13 protein-coding genes are annotated in these 17,365 nt (G+C 72.8%); 3 read left to right on the top strand and 10 right to left on the bottom strand.

What is annotated here, in order from left to right:
• Positions 1-121 precede the first annotated feature (121 nt).
• The 5 genes from ACGH7X_RS05805 to xylB all read right to left on the bottom strand — a co-directional run bounded on the left by ACGH7X_RS05805 (position 122) and on the right by xylB (position 7,022).
• On the bottom strand, positions 122-1,645 hold the full coding sequence (locus tag ACGH7X_RS05805; protein ID WP_399882290.1) for an aldehyde dehydrogenase family protein: 1,524 nt from the start codon (positions 1,643-1,645) through the stop codon (positions 122-124).
• Between the two features lie 138 nt (positions 1,646-1,783).
• Entirely contained in the window at positions 1,784-3,043 is a 1,260-nt protein-coding gene (locus ACGH7X_RS05800) for a GAF domain-containing protein (protein ID WP_399882288.1), read from the bottom strand.
• Positions 3,044-3,164: 121 nt separating this feature from the next.
• Complete coding sequence (locus tag ACGH7X_RS05795) at positions 3,165-3,770, bottom strand: N-acetylmuramoyl-L-alanine amidase (protein WP_399882286.1); 606 nt, start codon at positions 3,768-3,770, stop codon at positions 3,165-3,167.
• Between the two features lie 349 nt (positions 3,771-4,119).
• Complete coding sequence (locus tag ACGH7X_RS05790) at positions 4,120-5,328, bottom strand: ROK family protein (RefSeq protein WP_399882284.1); 1,209 nt, start codon at positions 5,326-5,328, stop codon at positions 4,120-4,122.
• A gap of 248 nt (positions 5,329-5,576) precedes the next feature.
• On the bottom strand, positions 5,577-7,022 hold the full coding sequence (gene xylB / locus ACGH7X_RS05785) for a xylulokinase (RefSeq protein ID WP_399882282.1): 1,446 nt from the start codon (positions 7,020-7,022) through the stop codon (positions 5,577-5,579).
• Between the two features lie 155 nt (positions 7,023-7,177).
• Between xylB and xylA the strand changes: the two genes are divergently transcribed.
• Positions 7,178-8,341: a xylose isomerase gene (xylA, locus tag ACGH7X_RS05780; protein ID WP_399882280.1), complete on the top strand. Its 1,164-nt coding sequence runs from the start codon at positions 7,178-7,180 to the stop codon at positions 8,339-8,341.
• A gap of 352 nt (positions 8,342-8,693) precedes the next feature.
• Here the strand turns inward: xylA and ACGH7X_RS05775 are convergent, their stop codons facing one another.
• Together ACGH7X_RS05775 and ACGH7X_RS05770 are read right to left on the bottom strand one after the other, a co-directional pair.
• A complete protein-coding gene (locus ACGH7X_RS05775) occupies positions 8,694-9,962 on the bottom strand; it encodes an SWF or SNF family helicase (RefSeq protein ID WP_399882278.1) in 1,269 nt (422 codons plus the stop codon).
• The gene (locus ACGH7X_RS05770; RefSeq protein ID WP_399882276.1) at positions 9,959-12,616 is read right to left on the bottom strand and encodes a DEAD/DEAH box helicase; all 2,658 of its coding nucleotides are present in this window, start codon (positions 12,614-12,616) and stop codon (positions 9,959-9,961) included. Before ACGH7X_RS05770 ends, ACGH7X_RS05775 begins: the two co-directional genes overlap by 4 nt.
• 486 nt (positions 12,617-13,102) lie before the next feature.
• On the opposite strand from ACGH7X_RS05770, the gene ACGH7X_RS05765 reads away from it, so the two are divergent.
• On the top strand, positions 13,103-13,285 hold the full coding sequence (locus ACGH7X_RS05765; RefSeq protein WP_059297537.1) for a hypothetical protein: 183 nt from the start codon (positions 13,103-13,105) through the stop codon (positions 13,283-13,285).
• A gap of 75 nt (positions 13,286-13,360) precedes the next feature.
• Here the strand turns inward: ACGH7X_RS05765 and ACGH7X_RS05760 are convergent, their stop codons facing one another.
• From ACGH7X_RS05760 to ACGH7X_RS05750, 3 genes are all read right to left on the bottom strand, one after another.
• Positions 13,361-14,752, bottom strand: a complete 1,392-nt coding sequence (locus tag ACGH7X_RS05760) for a tannase/feruloyl esterase family alpha/beta hydrolase (RefSeq protein ID WP_399896806.1) — start codon at positions 14,750-14,752, stop codon at positions 13,361-13,363.
• A gap of 178 nt (positions 14,753-14,930) precedes the next feature.
• Positions 14,931-15,884 (bottom strand): hypothetical protein, encoded by a 954-nt coding sequence (locus ACGH7X_RS05755; RefSeq protein WP_399882274.1) that lies wholly within the window; start codon positions 15,882-15,884, stop codon positions 14,931-14,933.
• Between the two features lie 142 nt (positions 15,885-16,026).
• On the bottom strand, positions 16,027-16,323 hold the full coding sequence (locus tag ACGH7X_RS05750; protein WP_399882272.1) for a hypothetical protein: 297 nt from the start codon (positions 16,321-16,323) through the stop codon (positions 16,027-16,029).
• 97 nt (positions 16,324-16,420) lie between these two features.
• Here ACGH7X_RS05750 and ACGH7X_RS05745 point away from each other — a divergent pair, with 97 nt between their 5' ends.
• Positions 16,421-17,317: an oxygenase MpaB family protein gene (locus ACGH7X_RS05745; RefSeq protein WP_399882270.1), complete on the top strand. Its 897-nt coding sequence runs from the start codon at positions 16,421-16,423 to the stop codon at positions 17,315-17,317.
• Positions 17,318-17,365 lie beyond the last annotated feature (48 nt).

The raw sequence follows: 17,365 nt of genomic DNA, 5'->3' as shown, positions 1-17,365 counted from the left end.
TCCGGGGGCGGTCCTTGTCGGGTCGACCATCGACTTGAGGCAGCATGTTGTTTACCTGGAGTGACTCCGGTGTCGGGCTGCCCGGAGCATAACGGCGCCTCCAGGCAGCCGGCTTGAGGCTCTAGAAGAACCCAAGTTTCCTCGGGCTGTATGAAACCAAAAGGTTCTTCGTCTGCTGGTAGTGCTCCAGCATCATCTTGTGGTTCTCCCGGCCGATGCCCGACTGCTTGTAGCCGCCGAAGGCGGCGTGTGCCGGGTAGGCGTGGTAGCAGTTCGTCCACACGCGCCCCGCCTGGATCGCGCGGCCCGCGCGGTAGGCGGTGTTCATGTCGCGGGTCCACACCCCGGCGCCGAGGCCGTACAGGGTGTCGTTGGCGGTCTTGATCGCGTCGTCGAAGTCGTCGAAGGGCGTGACCGACACCACCGGGCCGAAGATCTCCTCCTGGAAGATCCGCATGCGGTTGTGTCCCTCGAAGATCGTCGGCTGGACGTAGTAGCCGCCCTTCAACTCGCCGTCGTGCTCGATGCGCTGACCACCGGTGAGTACCTTGGCGCCCTCCTGTCGGCCGATGTCCAGGTAGGAGAGGATCTTCTCCAGCTGGTCGTTGGAGGCCTGCGCGCCGATCATCGTGTCGGTGTCCAGGGGGTGGCCCGGCTTGATCAGCTCGGTGCGGGCGACGGCGGCCTCCATGAACTCGGCGTAGCTGCCGCGCTGGACGAGGGCCCGGGACGGGCAGGTGCAGACCTCGCCCTGGTTGAGCGCGAACATCGTGAAGCCCTCGAGGGCCTTGTCGCGGAAGTCGTCGTCCTGCGCCCAGACGTCGTCGAAGAAGATGTTCGGCGACTTGCCGCCCAGCTCCAGCGTGACCGGTTTGATGTTCTCCGAGGCGTACTGCATGATCAGCCGCCCGGTGGTGGTCTCCCCGGTGAACGCCACCTTCGCCACCCGCGGGCTCGACGCGAGCGGCTTGCCCGCCTCCACGCCGAAGCCGTTGACGACGTTCAGGACTCCGGGCGGCAGCAGGTCCGCCACCAGGCTCAGCCAGTAGTGGATCGAGGCCGGGGTCTGCTCCGCGGGCTTGAGGACCACCGCGTTTCCGGCGGCGAGGGCGGGGGCGAGCTTCCAGGTCGCCATCAGGATCGGGAAGTTCCACGGGATGATCTGCGCGACGACACCCAGCGGCTCGTGGAAGTGGTACGCGACGGTGTCGTCGTCGACCTCGCCGAGCGAGCCCTCCTGGGCGCGGAGCGCACCCGCGAAGTAGCGGAAGTGGTCGATGGCGAGGGGGATGTCGGCCGCCAGCGTCTCGCGTACCGGCTTGCCGTTCTCCCAGCTCTCGGCGACCGCCAGGGGTTCCAGGTTCGCCTCCATGCGATCGGCGATCTTCAGCAGGATGTCGGAACGCTCGGTCACCGAAGTACGGCCCCAGCCCGGAGCCGCCTCGTGCGCGGCGTCGAGCGCCCGCTCCACGTCGTCCGCCGTGCCGCGCGCGATCTCCGTGAACGGCTGCCCGTTCACCGGGGACGGGTTCTCGAAGTACTGCCCGCGCGCCGGCGGTACGTACTCGCCGCCGATGAAGTGGTCGTAGCGCGACTGATAGGAGACGATCGCGCCCTCGGTGCCGGGCGCCGCGTAACGGGTCATCCTGTGTGCCTCCCTCATCGAGCGCTGCCCGCCGTTGGACAGCTCTGCGCGCGAGGCTAGGAAGCGGGACGTTGCAGAGACGTTGCGTGCGCGCCGGGCGCCGCCCGGTCCCCCGGAGGGCGGCTCAGCGGCACGCGGTCACCACGTGTTCGGTGCCGTCAGCTCGGACTCCAGCGCCGCGAGCCGGGAGCTGGTCGAGGCCGTGGGCCGGGCCGCCGCCAGTGCGCGCCAGACGTCGAGATCGTCCTCCCCCCACGGCGCGTGTGCCCAGTCGGCCAGCAGATCGGGATCGCCGCAGGCGATCAGAGCGGCACGCAGACCGTCGGCGAGCCGGCGCCTGAGCCGCACCACCGCCGGCGCCTGGGAGCCGGGCAGCAGCGGACCCCCGTACGCCGTCGCGGCCGCCATGACCGCCCCGGCCCGCAGCCGACGCTCCACGACGACGGCGTCGCACTCGACGGGCATCGTGAGCCGGTACGGCCGTGAGGCCAGCCGGCCGGGTCCCAGGATCCCGCGCAGCCGGGCCAGCTCCGCCCGCAGTGTCACCGGCGGCACCATCTCGTCCTCGTACAGCGCGCACAGCAACGCGTCGCCGGTCAGGCCTTCCGGGTGGTGGGCCAGCAGCACGACGATCTCGCTGTGCCGCCGGCTCAGCCGGACTCCGCGACCGTCCACGCTCAGCAGGGCCTCGTCACGGCCCAGCGTGGTCAGCTCGGCCGCCCCGGTCCCGGGTCGCTCAGGGGTGAGCAGCGCCAGTTGCGACTCCGCGGCGCGCGCCACCGCCTGGACGAACCCGAGACTGTGCGGATGCGCCAGACCGTCCCCGCCGGTGATGTCCACGGCGCCGAGCACGCGTCCCGTGCGGGGATCGTGCACCGGGGCGGCCGCGCACGTCCAGGGCTGGACCCGACGTATGAAGTGCTCGGCCGCGAAGACCTGCACCGCACGGCCCACCGCCACCGCGGTGCCCGGCGCGTTCGTCCCGACCGCCGACTCCGCCCACCGGGCCCCGGGCACGAAGTTCATCCGTCCCGCCCGGCGCCGGGTGGCCGGATGGCCCTCGACCCACAGCAGCCTGCCGTGCGCGTCGCACACCGCGAGCAGATGCTCGCCGTCGGCGGCGAAGGTGCCCAGCAGCTCCCGGACCAGCGGCATCACCCGCGCCAGAGGGTGTTCGGCCCGGTAGGCGCCGAGGTCCGCGTCCATCAGCTCGACGCTCGCGGTGCCGTCCGGGCCGACACCGGCGCGGACCGAGCGCCGCCACGACTCCGCCACCACGGCACGCACGGGCCGCGGCACCGTCCCCGCCTCGGTGAACGTCGCGTGCGCCCGACGCAGTGTCCGCGCGCGCTCGACGGGGTCGGTGCCCGGTTCCAGAGCCAGCCATGCATCTGTCAACTCGGCCTCCCCGGGCGGTGTTGCGGTTTGGGACATCGTCACTCCGCGGAGGGGCGCGGACAACCACTTCGACCAGCCGGATCACCCGAATGTGGCGTTCCGGGCGGGTCGGGGGGAGGGGTCAGGCGAAGTTGACCAGTCTGATGTAGCGGGTCCAGTCCCAGAAGGGTCCCGGATCCGTGTGGTCGCTGCCCGGTACCTCGTGGTGGGCGATGATGTGCGTGCGGTCCTTGGGGATGCCGTAGCTGGTGCAGATCGCCGCGGTGAGCCGGGCCGACTGCTCGTACATCGCGTCCGTGAAGTAGGCGGGCTGGTCCACCCACCCCTCGTGTTCGATGCCGATGCTGCGGGTGTTGTAGTCCCAGTTGCCCGCGTGCCAGGCGATGTCCGTCTCACGGACACACTGCGCCACGTGTCCGTCGGTGGACCGGACGACGTAGTGCGCGGACACCTGCCGCTCGGGATCGCGGAAGATGGAGAGGGTGTCGGCGTACGTCTCCTGCGTGACGTGGACGACCACGTAGTCGACGGGGTAGGCCGTGGGGCGGCTCGACCGGCTGTAGTTGGACGCGCTGGCGGGCTGCCACTCGGCGGAGGGGTAGTCGACGGCGCGGGCCTCGGCGGCGGCCCGAGTGCCGGAGAGCAGGGCGTACGGGACGGTGGCGAGCGCGGCGCCCTTCAGGAGCCGCCGCCTGGTCGGAACCGGTGCTGTCCTTTCCCTTTCCATGGGAATTGCCCTTTCGTCGGTGGGGCCGGGGCCCGGTGGGGGGTGGGCGCTCAGCTGTTCGACACGGCTGAGGCGGAGAACGCCGACGCGGACGTCTGCCCGCCCTGTGTGCGAGGTGCGTCCGCGTGAATCACCGTACGGGGAGCGGGGGTTGCGCAGAAGAGCGCCGCGCCGTTCCGTGGACAGCCACCGCCTTGTGGACACCGCGCTCACTCGAACGAGTGAAAGGGGGTGTGCGGGGCCGGGCCCTCGGAGCGTCCCCGGACGGGCATTCGCCCAAGTCCACCGCGGCCGTCGCGGGGGTGGGGGAGGGTGTGCGCTCACGCCGCGGCCGGCGGCGGACTGGGCGTCAGGCCCGCTCCGCCACCACCGCCGGGTCGTCCAGGACGGCCCGCACCACCGAGTGGGCGGCTCCGAGCAGCGGTCCCTGCGGGCCCAGCTCCGACACGGCTACCGGGCAGGCGGGGCCGGCCGTGCGCCGGGCCAGTTCGTCGCGCAGCGACGGCAGCAGCCAGGGTGCGAGTCCGGCCAGTGCGCCGCCCAGCACCACGCTCTCGGGATCCAGCAGGTTGACCGCGCCGGTCAGCGCGATGCCGAGCGCCGTGCCCGCCTGGCGCAGGGCACGCCGTACGTCCTCGTCGCCCTCGGCGGCACGTCCGGCGAGCAGACCGACGCGATCTTCCCCGGGCTCCACGCCCGCCGCGCGCAGCACCGCCTTCTCGCCCGCGTACTGCTCCAGGCACCCTCGCCCGCCGCAGGCACAGTCCGGCCCGTCGGGACGGACCGGCACATGACCCAGCTCACCGGCGAACCCGCGGGTACCGCGCAGCAGCCGGCCGTCGAAGACGACGGCCGCACCGATACCGATCTCGGCCGAGACGTGCAGGAAGTCCCGGGGGGTGCCGTCACCCAGCCAGAGTTCGGCGAGCGCCCCGAAGTTGGCCTCGTTGTCCACGGTCAGCGGCAGATCCGCGGGCAGCAGCGCGCCGAGGTCCGCGTCGTGCCAGTCCAGGTTCGGGGCACGCACGACGGTCCGGCCGTCCCGTGCCACGAGACCGGGCACCGCCACCGCGAGACCGGCCGGCCACAGCCCTTCGGCCTCCGCCTCCGAGACGACCTGCCGCACCAGGCCGGTGAGCTGTTCGATCACCGGCTCCAGCGAGCGGTCCCGATTGCTGCCGTACCGCACGGCACGCGCGCGTACCCGGCCGCGCAGGTCGACCGCGCAGACCGCGAGATGGTCGACGCCGACCTCCGCCCCGATGCCGGCCGGGCCCCGCGCGCTGACGGCGAGCGCGGAGCCGGGCCGGCCCACGCGGCCGGGACGCTCGGGGCCCAGCTCCTCCAGCAGGCCCGAGCGGATGAGTTCGTCCACGAGGGTCGACACCGCCGCACGCGTCAGCCCGATCCGTGAGGCCACGGCGGCCCGGGACAGCGGACCCTCGGCGCTGACGGTGTGCATCACCCGTGCGAGATTGCGGCGGCGCATGCCTTGCTGGGTGTCCGGCAGCGGGCGCCCGGGGCGGGCCGGGTGGGCTTCGTGCGGCGGTGCGGTCATGCCTCCGTCAGTCCTTGGTCTGTCGTCGCTCGGTCCGGTCCGTCGACCGCGGCACCGCCGAAGCGGGGCCGGGCGGACACTCCGGAACGGGCGCGGTGGGCGACCACTGGTCGCGGTCCATGCGCGTTCCCTCCGTCGGCGGGGCGTGTCGGGCGTAGTCGCCTCCGACACGCCCCCTGCGCGGCGCTCCGCGGAAGCGGTCCTCCTGTGCCGTGTCCGTCGGTGGCGCCGCCCGTGCGAGCGCGTCCTCAGCGGGAGTCCGCGTTCCGCTCCAGCAGCGGTGCCGCGTCGGAGAGTACCCCGGTGATCCTGTTCAGCGTCGCCTCGTCCCGTTCCACGGCGTCGAGCACCGGCCCGGCCGCCGTGTTCCAGCGCCGGGCGACCGCGGCCGCGTCCTCGCCGGTCAGCAGGCCGGCCGCCTGCGCCGCGGCGCCGAGCGCGACCAGCTCCCTCGCCTCGGGGATCTGGACAGGACGTCCCGACAGCCGCCGTACCGTCTGCTGCCAGGCGGCCCCCCGTGCGCCGCCGCCGATCAGCAGCAGCGGCGCGGCGGGGTCGGCGTCGGAGTCGAGCACCAGGTCGAGCGCGCCCAGCAGCGAGTGGACCGCACCGTCGTACGCGGCCTGGAGCAGTTGGCCGGCCGTAGTGTCGTGGCGCAGCCCGTACAGAAGCCCGGAGGAGTGCGGGAGGTTCGGCGTGCGCTCCCCGTCCAGGAAGGGCAGGAGCGTGGCCTGCGTGCCGGGTTCGACGGCGTCCCGGTCCAGACCCAGCAGAGCCGCGACGCGGTCCACGGCGAGCGTGCAGTTCAGAGTGCAGGCCAGCGGCAGCCAGTCGCCGCGTGCGTCGGCGAACCCCGCCACGGTGCCGGTCGGGTCGGCGGACCGGTGCTGCGACACGGCGTACACCGTGCCCGACGTGCCGAGGCTCATCACCGGAACACCGGGACGCAGCCCGAGTCCCAGCGCGGCGGCCGCGTTGTCGCCGGTGCCGGCGGCGACCAGGGTGCCCTTGGAGAACGGCAGGCCGTGACCGTCGCGCACGGTCCCGGCCACCTCGCCGGGCCGGACCACCCGGGGCAGCAACGCGGGATCGAGCCCCACGCGCGCGAGGGTCTCCTCGTCGTACGCCTCCGTGCCGGACGACCACCACCCGGTGCCGGAGGCGTCGCCGCGGTCGGTGGTGCCCTCGCCGGTGAGGCGCTCGGTGAGGTAGTCGTGGGGGAGGCGTACGGCCTTCGCCGCGCGGACCGCGTCCGGCTCGTGCTCGGCCAGCCACGCCCACTTGGTGACCGTGAAGGACGCACTGGGCACGCTGCCCGTGCGCTCCGCCCAGGCCTTGGCGCCGCCCAGCTCATCGATCAGACGCCGGGCCTGCGGGGCCGAGCGCACGTCGTTCCACAGCAGGGCGGGGCGCACCGGCTCACCGTGTGCGTCCAGCGTGACGAGGCCGTGCTGCTGCCCGCCGACGGACACCGCGGCGGCCTCGCGGGCGGCCTCGCCGCACTGACTCAGGGCCTCACCCAGCGCGTCCCACCACTGGCGCGGATCGCTCTCGCGGCCGGCCCCGGACGAGACGGTGTGGGGGGCCTGGCCGCTCGCGACGACCCGTCCCGTGGCCGCGTCGACGACCAGCGCCTTGGTGGACTGGGTGGACGTGTCCACGCCGACGACGAGCGGACCTTCGGCTGCTGACATCGGGCTTCTCCCTCTTCCGCGGGTCCTGGGACCCGGACTCATCTCCTTCGGGGACACCTTGTCCCTTCCCAGGACCGTGTGTGCATACTAATTTGTAAAGCGCCATGACGAAATAGTCGGCAGCGATTGATCGGCAGCGAGTGAGGAGCCGCGGAATGAACTACCAGCCCACTCCCGAGGACAGGTTCACGTTCGGTTTGTGGACGGTCGGCTGGCAGGGCCGTGACCCGTTCGGTGATGCCACCCGGCGGGCCCTGGACCCGGCGGAGTCGGTGCGGCGTCTGGCCGAGCTGGGCGCGCACGGCGTCACGTTCCACGACGACGACCTGATCCCCTTCGGATCGAGCGACACGGAGCGCGAGGCGCACATCAAGCGGTTCAGGCAGGCGCTGGACGCGACCGGCATGAAGGTGCCGATGGCGACGACGAACCTGTTCACGCACCCGGTGTTCAAGGACGGCGCCTTCACGGCGAACGACCGCGACGTGCGCCGGTACGCGCTGCGCAAGACGATCCGCAACATCGATCTCGCGGTCGAGCTGGGCGCGAGCGTCTACGTGGCCTGGGGCGGCCGCGAGGGCGCGGAGTCCGGCGCGGCCAAGGACGTGCGGGACGCCCTGGACCGGATGAAGGAGGCCTTCGACCTGCTGGGCGAGTACGTCACCGAGCAGGGCTACGACCTGAAGTTCGCGATCGAGCCCAAGCCGAACGAGCCGCGCGGCGACATCCTGCTCCCGACGGTGGGGCACGCGCTGGCGTTCATCGAGCGCCTCGAGCGGCCGGAGCTGTACGGCGTGAACCCGGAGGTCGGCCACGAGCAGATGGCCGGTCTCAACTTCCCGCACGGGATCGCGCAGGCACTGTGGGCGGGCAAGCTCTTCCACATCGACCTCAACGGCCAGTCGGGCATCAAGTACGACCAGGACCTGCGGTTCGGCGCGGGCGACCTGCGGGCCGCGTTCTGGCTCGTCGACCTGCTGGAGCGGGCCGGGTACGCGGGCCCGCGGCACTTCGACTTCAAGCCGCCGCGGACCGAGGACCTCGACGGCGTGTGGGCGTCGGCGGCCGGCTGCATGCGCAACTACCTGATCCTCAAGGACCGGGCGGCCGCCTTCCGGGCCGACCCGCAGGTGCAGGAAGCCCTGGCGGCGGCCCGGCTGGACGAGCTGGCCCGCCCGACCGCCGAGGACGGGCTCGCGGCCCTGCTGGCCGACGCGACCGCCTACGACACCTTCGACGTGGACGCGGCCGCCGCCCGCGGCATGGCGTTCGAGCACCTCGACCAGCTCGCCATGGACCACCTCCTCGGCGCCCGCTGATCGGTCGACCCCCGTGTGAATGCTCCGGCCCCCTCCTTCGCGGACGGGGCCGGAGCCCGTCCGGGCCGGTCAGCCGCCGCGCCCGTTCGCGCCGGGCGGGTGAGGCGCCCGTTCGCGCTGGACGGGTGAGGCGACCGATCGTGCTGGACGGGCGAGGCGACCGGTCGTCAGCGCACCGCAACCGGCGGCTCGCGGGGCCTTTCCCGCCGCCGGGAGCAGATGCCGCGAGGGTCCGCCTGCCCCGGCGTCAGTCTCCGTCCCGGAGCCTGCCCCGCCCCGCCTCGCCGCCTACTCCGCCGCACTCACCCCGTCCCCCAACATCCCTACCGTCGGTGCAGAACAGCGTCGGGCGTCAGAGCTCGTCCCCCGTGGCGAGCGCCGCCGAGGCCAGGGCCGTCGCGGGGTCCTGGGTCGCGCCGCCCACGGGTACCCAGCGGCCGTGCTCCCTGCGGTACGGCCACCAACGCCCGTCGCGGTCCAGGCGGAGCTGGTGCGGTGCGCCCACGACGCTCCACCGGTTGGCCCGCGCCCGCAACGACGGCCGCTCGTCCTCCTCCCAGGCCGACTCCAGCGCCCCACGCGCGCGTGCGAGCGCGTCGCCCTCCACCGCCCACTCCTCCTCGAGCACCAACAGAGCGGCCGCGCCGCCGAGCCCCCACGCGCGTACGGCGGCGTCCAGTGCCTCCCTCGTGCGTCCCGAACCCTTGGCGAGGCGGTCCAGTACGTCCGGTCCGGCATCCTCCGCGGCCAGGCGCACCGCGTCCTGCGCCACGGTCGGTTCGGTGCCCGCGGCCCGCCGGTCGTGGCCGCTGCGCAGGGCCTCGGCGAGCAGACGGTGGGCCTCCGCCGCCGTTTGGGAGGCAAGGACGGCCAGTGCGGACGGGTCGACGCCGGGAGGGGGCGCCGTCTCGGTGTCCAGGGACGGCGGTGCACCCGGGCCCTGCCCGAGACCGGGCGGCGCGGGCAGGGGAGGCAGCAGGTGTCCCGCGGCGTACGCCTCGGCGGCGTCCACACCCTCCGGGCGGGAAGCGGCCTCTTCCGCGGGTGCGGAGCCGTACGTCTGGAGGGCGTCGAGTACGGCGCCCTCGGCGCGTCCCCGCATCAGCAGCAGAACGAAGGGATCCTGGTCCAGCAACCTGGCTACCTGGTAACAAAGCGCCGCGGTGTGACCGCAGTGGTCCCAGGCGCCGCAGTCGCACTCCGGTTCCAAGTCGCCCATGCCCGGCAGCAGGTCGATGCCGGCGTTCGCGGCGTCCTCCACGAGATGCGGCGGCATGTCGCGGTCCAGCAGTGCGGCGACATGCCCGGACCGTTCGATCGCCATATCGACGAAACGATCCCACTGCGCGTCGGACAACTGCTCCAGCAGGACATCGGCCCGATGCGCCGTACGGTCCCGGTCCTGGACGACCGCGGTGATGCGCCCAGGCCGTACCGACACCGCGCCGACCGCTCCCGCGCGCGCGAGCCGACGGCCCGTCTTCACCTGAGCGTTGTCCAACGCCGCGTCCTCCAGGGCCTGCAGCCAGGCCCGACCCCACCAGGTCTGGGCGAAGCCCCGTCCCTGCGCGGGCGGCAGCGCGGCGAACGTCCGTTCCGTGTCGTCGTCGTACCGGGTCATCGCGTTCCTCCTCGCAGCTCGACCAGGTCGGCCAGTTCCGCGTCCGTCAGTTCCGTGAGTGCCGCCTCGCCCGTGCCCAGAACGGCGTCGGCGAGTTCCCTCTTGCGGTTCAGCAGGGCGGCGATGCGGTCCTCGATGGTCCCCTCGGCGACCAGCCGGTGCACCTGCACGGGGCGGGTCTGGCCGATGCGGTAGGCACGGTCGGTGGCCTGCGCCTCGACGGCCGGATTCCACCAGCGGTCGTAGTGCACGACGTGCTCCGCGCGCGTGAGGTTCAGTCCGGTGCCCGCCGCCTTCAACGACAGCAGGAAGACCGGGGCCTCGCCGTCCTGGAACCGCCGCACCATCGACTCCCGCGCGGTGACGGACGTACCGCCGTGCAGGAACAGCGACGGCACGCCGCGGGCGGCCAGGTGCTGCTCGAGGAGCCGGGCCATCTGCACGTACTGCGTGAAGACCAGCACGCTCGCATCCTCGGCTAGGATCGTGTCCAGCAGTTCGTCCAGCAGCTCCAGCTTCCCCGAGCGGCCGGTGATCCTCGGCCGGTCCTCCTTGAGGAACTGCGCCGGGTGGTTGCAGACCTGTTTGAGGCTCGTCAGCAGTTTCACGATCATGCCGCGACGCGCCATGCTGCCGGCTCCGGCGATCTCCGCGAGTGCCTCGCGCACCACCGCCTCGTACAGGCCGGTCTGTTCCGCGGTCAGCGACACGGGGTGGTCGGTCTCGGTCTTCGGCGGCAGCTCGGGTGCGATCCCCGGGTCCGATTTCCGGCGTCGCAGCAGGAAGGGCCGTACGAGCCGGGCCAGGCGCTCCGCCGCGGCCGGGTCCTGTCCGCCCTCGACGGCCTGGGCGTAGTGCCGGCGAAAGGTGCCGAGCCGGCCCAGCAGTCCCGGGGTGGCCCAGTCGAGGATGGCCCACAGCTCCGAGAGGTTGTTCTCCACCGGGGTGCCGGTGAGCGCTACGCGCGCGCGTGCGCGGATGGCCCGTAGTTGCCGCGCGGTCTCGGAGTACGGGTTCTTCACGTGCTGGGCCTCGTCCGCCACAACCATGCCCCACGACACGGCGGAGAGCCGGTCGGTGTCCAGACGCATGGTGCCGTAGGTGGTCAGCACGAACTCGCCGTCCACGAGGTCGTCGAGGTCGCGGCTGGTGCCGTGGAAGCGGCGCACCGGCGTGCCGGGCGCGAACCGCTCGATCTCGCGCTGCCAGTTGCCCATCAGGGAGGTCGGACACACCACCAGAGTGGGACCGGCGGCGTCCGCGTCGGTCTGCCGGTGCAGATGCAGGGCGATCAGCGTGATGGTCTTCCCGAGCCCCATGTCGTCGGCGAGGCAGCAGCCCAGGCCCAGGGACGTCATGCGGGCCAGCCAGCTGAGGCCCCGTCGCTGGTAGTCGCGCAGGGTGGCCTCGAGGGCGGCCGGCTGCGCGACGGCGTCCTGAGCCTCGGGTTCGGTGAGGCGCTCCCGCAGGGCCGCCAGCCATCCCGTGGGGCGCACCTCCAGGCGGCGTCCGTCGACCTCCGTCGAGCCCGTCAGGACCGCGGCGAGCGCGTCGACCGGAGTGACCTTGTGGTCCTGCCGGGCGCGGGCGCGGTGAGCCTCCTCGGGGTCGACGAGCACCCACTGGTCCCGCAGGCGTACTACGGGGCGGTTCGCCTCGGCGAGCACGTCCAGCTCTTCGCGCGTGAGTCCCTTGCCGCCCAGGGCGAACGTCCAGTTGAAGGCGAGCAGCGCGTCGGCGGACAGGAACGACGGGCCTGCCCCGGACGAGGACGTGCGGGGGTCCGGATCGTCGTCGGGCGGTCCGACCTCCGCACGGGCGGTCAGGTCGCGGGCCAGCTCTCTCGGCCAGTGCACGTCCACTCCCGCGCCGGCCAGCGCCCGGGAGCCGGCTCCGAGGAGCTCGGCGATCTCTTCGTCGGCGAGTTCGACGGCGTCCGGTACGGCCGCCGACAGCAGGGGCGCCAGCGCGGGCCAGGCGCGTGCCGCCCTGCGCAGGGCGAGCAGGGCGTCCATCCGCGCGCGCGTGCCGAACGCGTCTCCGACCTCGCCGGCCCACACCTCCGCGGTGTCCGCGACGAGTGCGGGATCGCTGACACTGTGCACCTGCGGCACCGCCCGGAACGCCGGCCGAGCCTGCGGGGAGGCCGCCGCCGACAGCCCTCGCACCTCGATGCGCAGGGACAGCCGTACGCCCGTGTCGTGTCCCGCGGCGACGTCGGATGCCCACTCGCGCAGCTCGGGCGACCGCCGAGGCTCCCGCGAGGCGTAGGCGGGGCCGACCGTCACGAGTTCGGCGGCGGGGGAGCGGGGCAGTGTGTCGGCGACGGCGTCCAGGAAGGCACGCACCAGGCGTTCCGGGTCGGGCAGCAGCAGGGGCTCGGTGCCGTCGACCGGGACCGCGTGCGCCTCGGGCGGCATGGCGGCGGCGAGATGGCGGACCCGCTCGGTCTCCTCCGCGTCCAGTGGACCCGCACGCCAGGCGTCGTGGTCGGCCGCGGACAGGCCGGGCAGCAACCGCCCGCGCGCCACGAGATGCAGGGCCTCGACGGCGACCGCCCCCCAGAACACCGACGCCCGGTGGCCGTCCGCGCGGGCCCGCGCGCGTGTGAGAACCGGCAGGGCCGCCCGCACCGGCAGGAGCACCGCTGGCACGCTCACCCGCTCCACGCCGTCTCCGTCGCCGTCGGGCAGTACTACCGTCAGGCTGTCCTCGGTCCCCGAGGGGACGGTCCCGGGCGCGGCGCCGTCGGGTCGCCAGAACGCGACCGTGCCGGTACGGCCGGGATCACCGGGCAGGAAGACGGCGCAGCAGTCGGCGAGTGCGGCGGTCTCGGAGGGTGCGGGAAGAGCGGTCTGCGCAACGATGGCGTATTCCTCAAATTTGACTAGCCGGGATGCGGCGGCCGACTGTACACGATTCCTCGGGCTGCGGGGTGTGGTCGGGCTGTGGCATGGGCCACTATGCAAAGGGGAGAGGTACTCCCTCAGTGTGCCTCTCCCGATTCAGTCGCCGACGAGCTCTCAGGGGTACGTAAGGGTCGGGCTCAGGGAGGTCTCAGGGTCGCGGTACGGAACCGCCGGGAGCGCGGGCCCGTTTTCAGGACAGAGAGCGGCAGTGGCCGCGAAGGAGGCGACATCATGTCGAAGAACGCCAAGGTCGCAGCAGGGGGTGTGGCGGTCGGGCTCATCCTGCTGATCTGGCTGCCCTGGTGGGCCGCCCTGCTGATAGTTCTGGGAGTCCCGGCCGCCGCTTACCTCACCCTGGATCCCTCCCAGCGGCGCAGGCTGCGCCGCGTCTCGCGCAAGGAGATCGGCCGATGAGGCGCTGACGGCTGAAGGCTGACGTCCGACGGCTGCCGGCAATCGGCTGCCGGCTGCCGGGCAGCCGGTGAACGGCTAACGTCGTGTCGTGACCGGCTCGGCCAGGGTGCAGGAGTTGAGCACGTCGCCGCCCTCGGGCTCGTCGACCGTGTGGTCCGCGGGCGGTGGGGTGCCCCGCTCCACCCACCCGGTCAGAACGTCGAACGCGGACCGGAAGCAGGGAAGCATCGGCCGCAGCCTGTCGGGATAGGTGTCGTACAGTCCGTCGACGTGGGTTCCGCCCCGGATCGTGTAGTAGCGGTGCAGCCCGCCCCGCCCGACCGCGTCGATCATCTGTGCGTACACGTCGGAGTCGGCGGCCTTGGGCAGCAGGGTGTCCAGATCGCCGTGCAGCGTGATCAACGGCTTCCCGATGCGTCCGGTCAGCGCCACCCGCGCCACCGCGCGGTGGACGGAGGCAGGGCGTGCCGCGTAGTCGTACGCCGCGTCGGAGGGGCACGGCGCCAGGATCTCCTCGAGTGAGGACCCGGCGGTGGGTCCGGGGCACCGGGGATCGTAGGCCGGGTCGAACTCAGCCCGGTAGATCTTCTGCGTCACGCCCCAGTAGGCCTTCTCGTGGTAGGGCCACAGAAACTCCGAACCGCGTGCGAATCCCACCGCGTACAGGTCCTCGTCCCCGGCCGCGCCCACCGTCCGGGCGACCGTCGCCGGCAACGAGGTGAGCAGGCTGGGACCGTCCGCGGTCCACAGCGCCCCCTCCCAGTCCACGCCGCCGTCGTAGAGCTCGGGGTGGTTCTCCAGCTGCCAGCGGGTGAGATAGCCGCCGTTGGAGATACCGGCGATGTACGTGCGACGCGGCGCGTGCCCGTAGCGCTGGGCGGCGACCCGCCGGGCGGCGCGGGTGAGCTGGGTGGTCCGTGCGTTCCATTCGGCCACCGCGTCCCCGGGCCGGGTGCCGTCCCGGTAGAAGTCCGTTCCGCTGTTGCCCTTGTCGGTCGCGGCGTACGCGTACCCCTGCGCCAGTACGCGGTCGGAGATCGCCTTGTCCGTGGCGTACTGCTTACGGGTGCCCGGCGCCCCCGTCACGACGAGGCCGCCGTTCCAGTGGTCCGGCAGACGGATCACGAACTGCGCGTCGTGCCGCCAGCCGTGCGTGGCGTTGAAGTGGGAGGAGTCCGGGAAGTACCCGTCGACCTGGGTGCCGGGAACCCCGGACGGCGTCTTGGTCCCGTCGGCCGTCAGCCCGGCCTGGTCGGCGGGGTCGGTGTACGGGGTGCCCGCCAGGCCCGCGGTTGTCAGATCGGCCAGGCAGGCGCTGCGTTGCACAGCCGCGCCCGGCACCCGTACCTGCTCCGACCGGCGACAGTGCGTGCCGCCGTCGGCCGCCGCCGCGGTGGGCGCCGGTCCGGTGAGCGCGACGGCCGTCAGAACGGCGGCGAGAAACGGGACACCACGGGGCAGACACATCAGGGCCTCCGAGCGCGACGGGGGAGTGGAGCTGAGGGCTGCCCCATCGTGCGCGCCCACCACGACCACTTCCATGGGCTGGAACCACATGCGCAGAGGCCAGGTCATGGCGGTTGAAGCCAGTCGGGGACCGTGGCTCCCCGACTCCCAGCGGTGGGTCCGCCTTCCGTACCCCTGGTCAGCTCGGCCGCACGGCCATCTTGTCGAGGGCCTCCAGGAGCCCGGGCAGCGACGGTCCCCGCCCCACCGGCAGAACCTCACCGGGTTCCTCGTCGAGCAGGATGAACGCGATGTCGTCGGTTCTGGCGACGAGTGACCAGCCCGGACCGTCGGCGCGCAGCGTCCGCGCGTCCCCGGGCGCGAACGACGACCGGACCCGGCCGAGCGGCGGTGGCGTGTCGACGTAGGCGCGGGCCTCCGCGAGCACCCGCCGGACACCGCCGTGCCCGGAGGCACCCGTGCCGGACCGGTCGTCGGTGGCACCCGCCTGCTCCGTGGCACCTGCCTGTTGCGGGGCACCCGCGTCGTCCGAGGCGTCGGCCTGCGCGTCCTCGCCCGTGCCGGCGTCCCGCTCCCCGTCGTCGCCCGGGACGCCGTCCAGCACGCCGGCGCCGCCGTCCGGCACCGGGAACTCCGCGTCGTCGATCTGCTCCCGCCACTGCGCCCACTGCAGGGCGATCTCGTCGGCCCCCAGACGGCGCTGCGCGGGCCCCCAGACAGTGGTGTCCGGCGGGCACAGCGCGGGCTGGTCGGCGACCTCGGGCCCGGGATCGTGCGGCACCGGCACACCGGGAGCCGCCACGGCGACCGCGAGAGGCCAGCCGGGCAGCGCGGTGACGACCGTACGCTCGTCCGGCGACAGGTCGTACTCCATACCGCAGTCCCAGGACGCCACGGCGACGGCGACCAGCGAGACGTCGTCGATGACGACGGTCCACCGGGCGCCGTCACCGTCCTGGCCGAGTACCAGGCCGTAGCCGTCGGCCAGCGGTGGGAGACCGAGCGCGGCGCACGCCTCCGGGTAGTCGTCGCCCAGCACACTCGGAAACTTCGCCGGCGTCAGCAGCACCGCCGTGAGCACATAGAGCGCATCGTCCGCGGCGGCGACGGTGTCCTCATCCGTCCCGGCCATCCCAGCCTCCCCATCGGTTCGTCCAATGGCGCGCACCCTAGTGCGCCCGGGAAGCCCTTGTCACGACTCCCAGACGCACCCGAGCTGCAGCTTTCCGGCTGGACGGGGGCGAATCGACCACTTGGAACCGGCAGGGGGACGCTCAGGCCGCGGGCAGCCCCAGGAGTGCGCGGGCCACGTCCCGCGGGGACTCGTCCCGTTCGCGCGCGAGCGGGATGACGGCCCGGCACGCCAACTCGTTCACCCCGAACGACAAGGCCTCCGGCGACACCCGGTCCGCCGCCTCGTCGATCCGTTCCTGATCATCGTCCACACATGCCGACACGTATGCGGCGGCGGCCTCGAACAGGTTGTGCGAGCGCGGGTCCCGACCCGAAGTCCCCTCCATGCGCCCAGTGGCGCGGGATCTGCCCCAAGCCTCGCGGATCCTGCCGAACAAGCGAACCACCCTGCCCCTGCCGATCGCCTTGGCTGATCGTGCACCTCCGCTACTCAACGTAGAGTTGAACGTTCGACGGCAGAAGGGGGCGGCCACGGTGCAACGCTTCGAACGGCTGGCACAGATCCGGCGCATGGATCCCCACGAGGACGCGTCGGAGATCTATCGGCTGTCCTCGGCGTACGAGTTCCCCTGGGACTTCGCCCGCGCCCTGGAGTTGGCGCTCTACCGCACCTACGCGGTGCCGAGCATCGGCCGGCTGCTCGCCGAGACGGCGGAGTTCACCGAACGGCCGCAGACGCGGTACGACGACACGGCGCTGCTTCTCGACGCCATCGTGGAGCACGGCTTCGGCAGCGAGCAGGGCCGCACGGCCATCCGGCGCATCAACGGGATGCACAGGAGCTACGACATCACCAACGACGACATGCGGTACGTCCTGTGTACGTTCGTCGTGGTCCCCAAACGCTGGATCGACACCTACGCATGGCGCAGGATGTCGCGTCACGAGACCGTGGCCTCCGCCGTCCACTACCGGACGCTGGGCCGGCACATGGGCATCAAGGACATCCCCGGGTCCTACGAGGAGTTCGAAGCCTGCCTCGATGCGTACGAGGAGGCCCACTTCGCCTGGGACGAGGCTGGGCGCCGCGTCTCCGACGCCACACTCGACCTCATGGCCTCCTGGTATCCGCGCCCCCTCGCACCACTCCTGCGCGCCGGGACTCTCGCACTGCTCGACGAGCCCCTGCTGCGGGCCTTCGGATACGCCCCGCCGAGTCCCGCCACCCGCGCGGTCGTGCGCCGCATGGTCGGGCTGCGCGGGCGCGCGGTCCGCCTGCTGCCGCCGCGGCGCGACCCGCACCATGCCCGGCAGAACCGGGAGGTCAAGGGCTATCCGAACGGGTACCGGCTGGCGGATCTCGGCACGCGTCCGGTCCCTGGCGTCCGGGGCTGTCCGGTCCGCCACATCGACACGTCAGCCGTCGAGTGACGCGATCGTCTCCCGCAGCCGGCTGAGTTCGGCCCGGGAGGTGGCCCG

Origin of the sequence: Streptomyces sp. BBFR51, from assembly GCF_044591655.1 — a bacterium.
Classification (GTDB): Bacteria; Actinomycetota; Actinomycetes; order Streptomycetales; family Streptomycetaceae; genus Streptomyces.
The sequence above is the reverse complement of the archived record's forward strand: the minus strand, read 5'-3'. Positions and strand labels throughout refer to the sequence as shown.

What these genes read in the sequence shown, in the direction of transcription:
- xylB (WP_399882282.1), bottom strand. Translation starts at nt 7,022, where the DNA reads ATGTCAGCAGCCGAAGGTCCGCTCGTCGTCGGCGTGGACACGTCCACC.
- ACGH7X_RS05805 (WP_399882290.1), bottom strand. Translation starts at nt 1,645, where the DNA reads ATGACCCGTTACGCGGCGCCCGGCACCGAGGGCGCGATCGTCTCCTAT.
- xylA (WP_399882280.1), top strand. Translation starts at nt 7,178, where the DNA reads ATGAACTACCAGCCCACTCCCGAGGACAGGTTCACGTTCGGTTTGTGG.
- ACGH7X_RS05775 (WP_399882278.1), bottom strand. Translation starts at nt 9,962, where the DNA reads ATGACCCGGTACGACGACGACACGGAACGGACGTTCGCCGCGCTGCCG.
- ACGH7X_RS05755 (WP_399882274.1), bottom strand. Translation starts at nt 15,884, where the DNA reads ATGGCCGGGACGGATGAGGACACCGTCGCCGCCGCGGACGATGCGCTC.
- ACGH7X_RS05790 (WP_399882284.1), bottom strand. Translation starts at nt 5,328, where the DNA reads ATGACCGCACCGCCGCACGAAGCCCACCCGGCCCGCCCCGGGCGCCCG.
- ACGH7X_RS05795 (WP_399882286.1), bottom strand. Translation starts at nt 3,770, where the DNA reads ATGGAAAGGGAAAGGACAGCACCGGTTCCGACCAGGCGGCGGCTCCTG.
- ACGH7X_RS05760 (WP_399896806.1), bottom strand. Translation starts at nt 14,752, where the DNA reads ATGTGTCTGCCCCGTGGTGTCCCGTTTCTCGCCGCCGTTCTGACGGCC.
- ACGH7X_RS05765 (WP_059297537.1), top strand. Translation starts at nt 13,103, where the DNA reads ATGTCGAAGAACGCCAAGGTCGCAGCAGGGGGTGTGGCGGTCGGGCTC.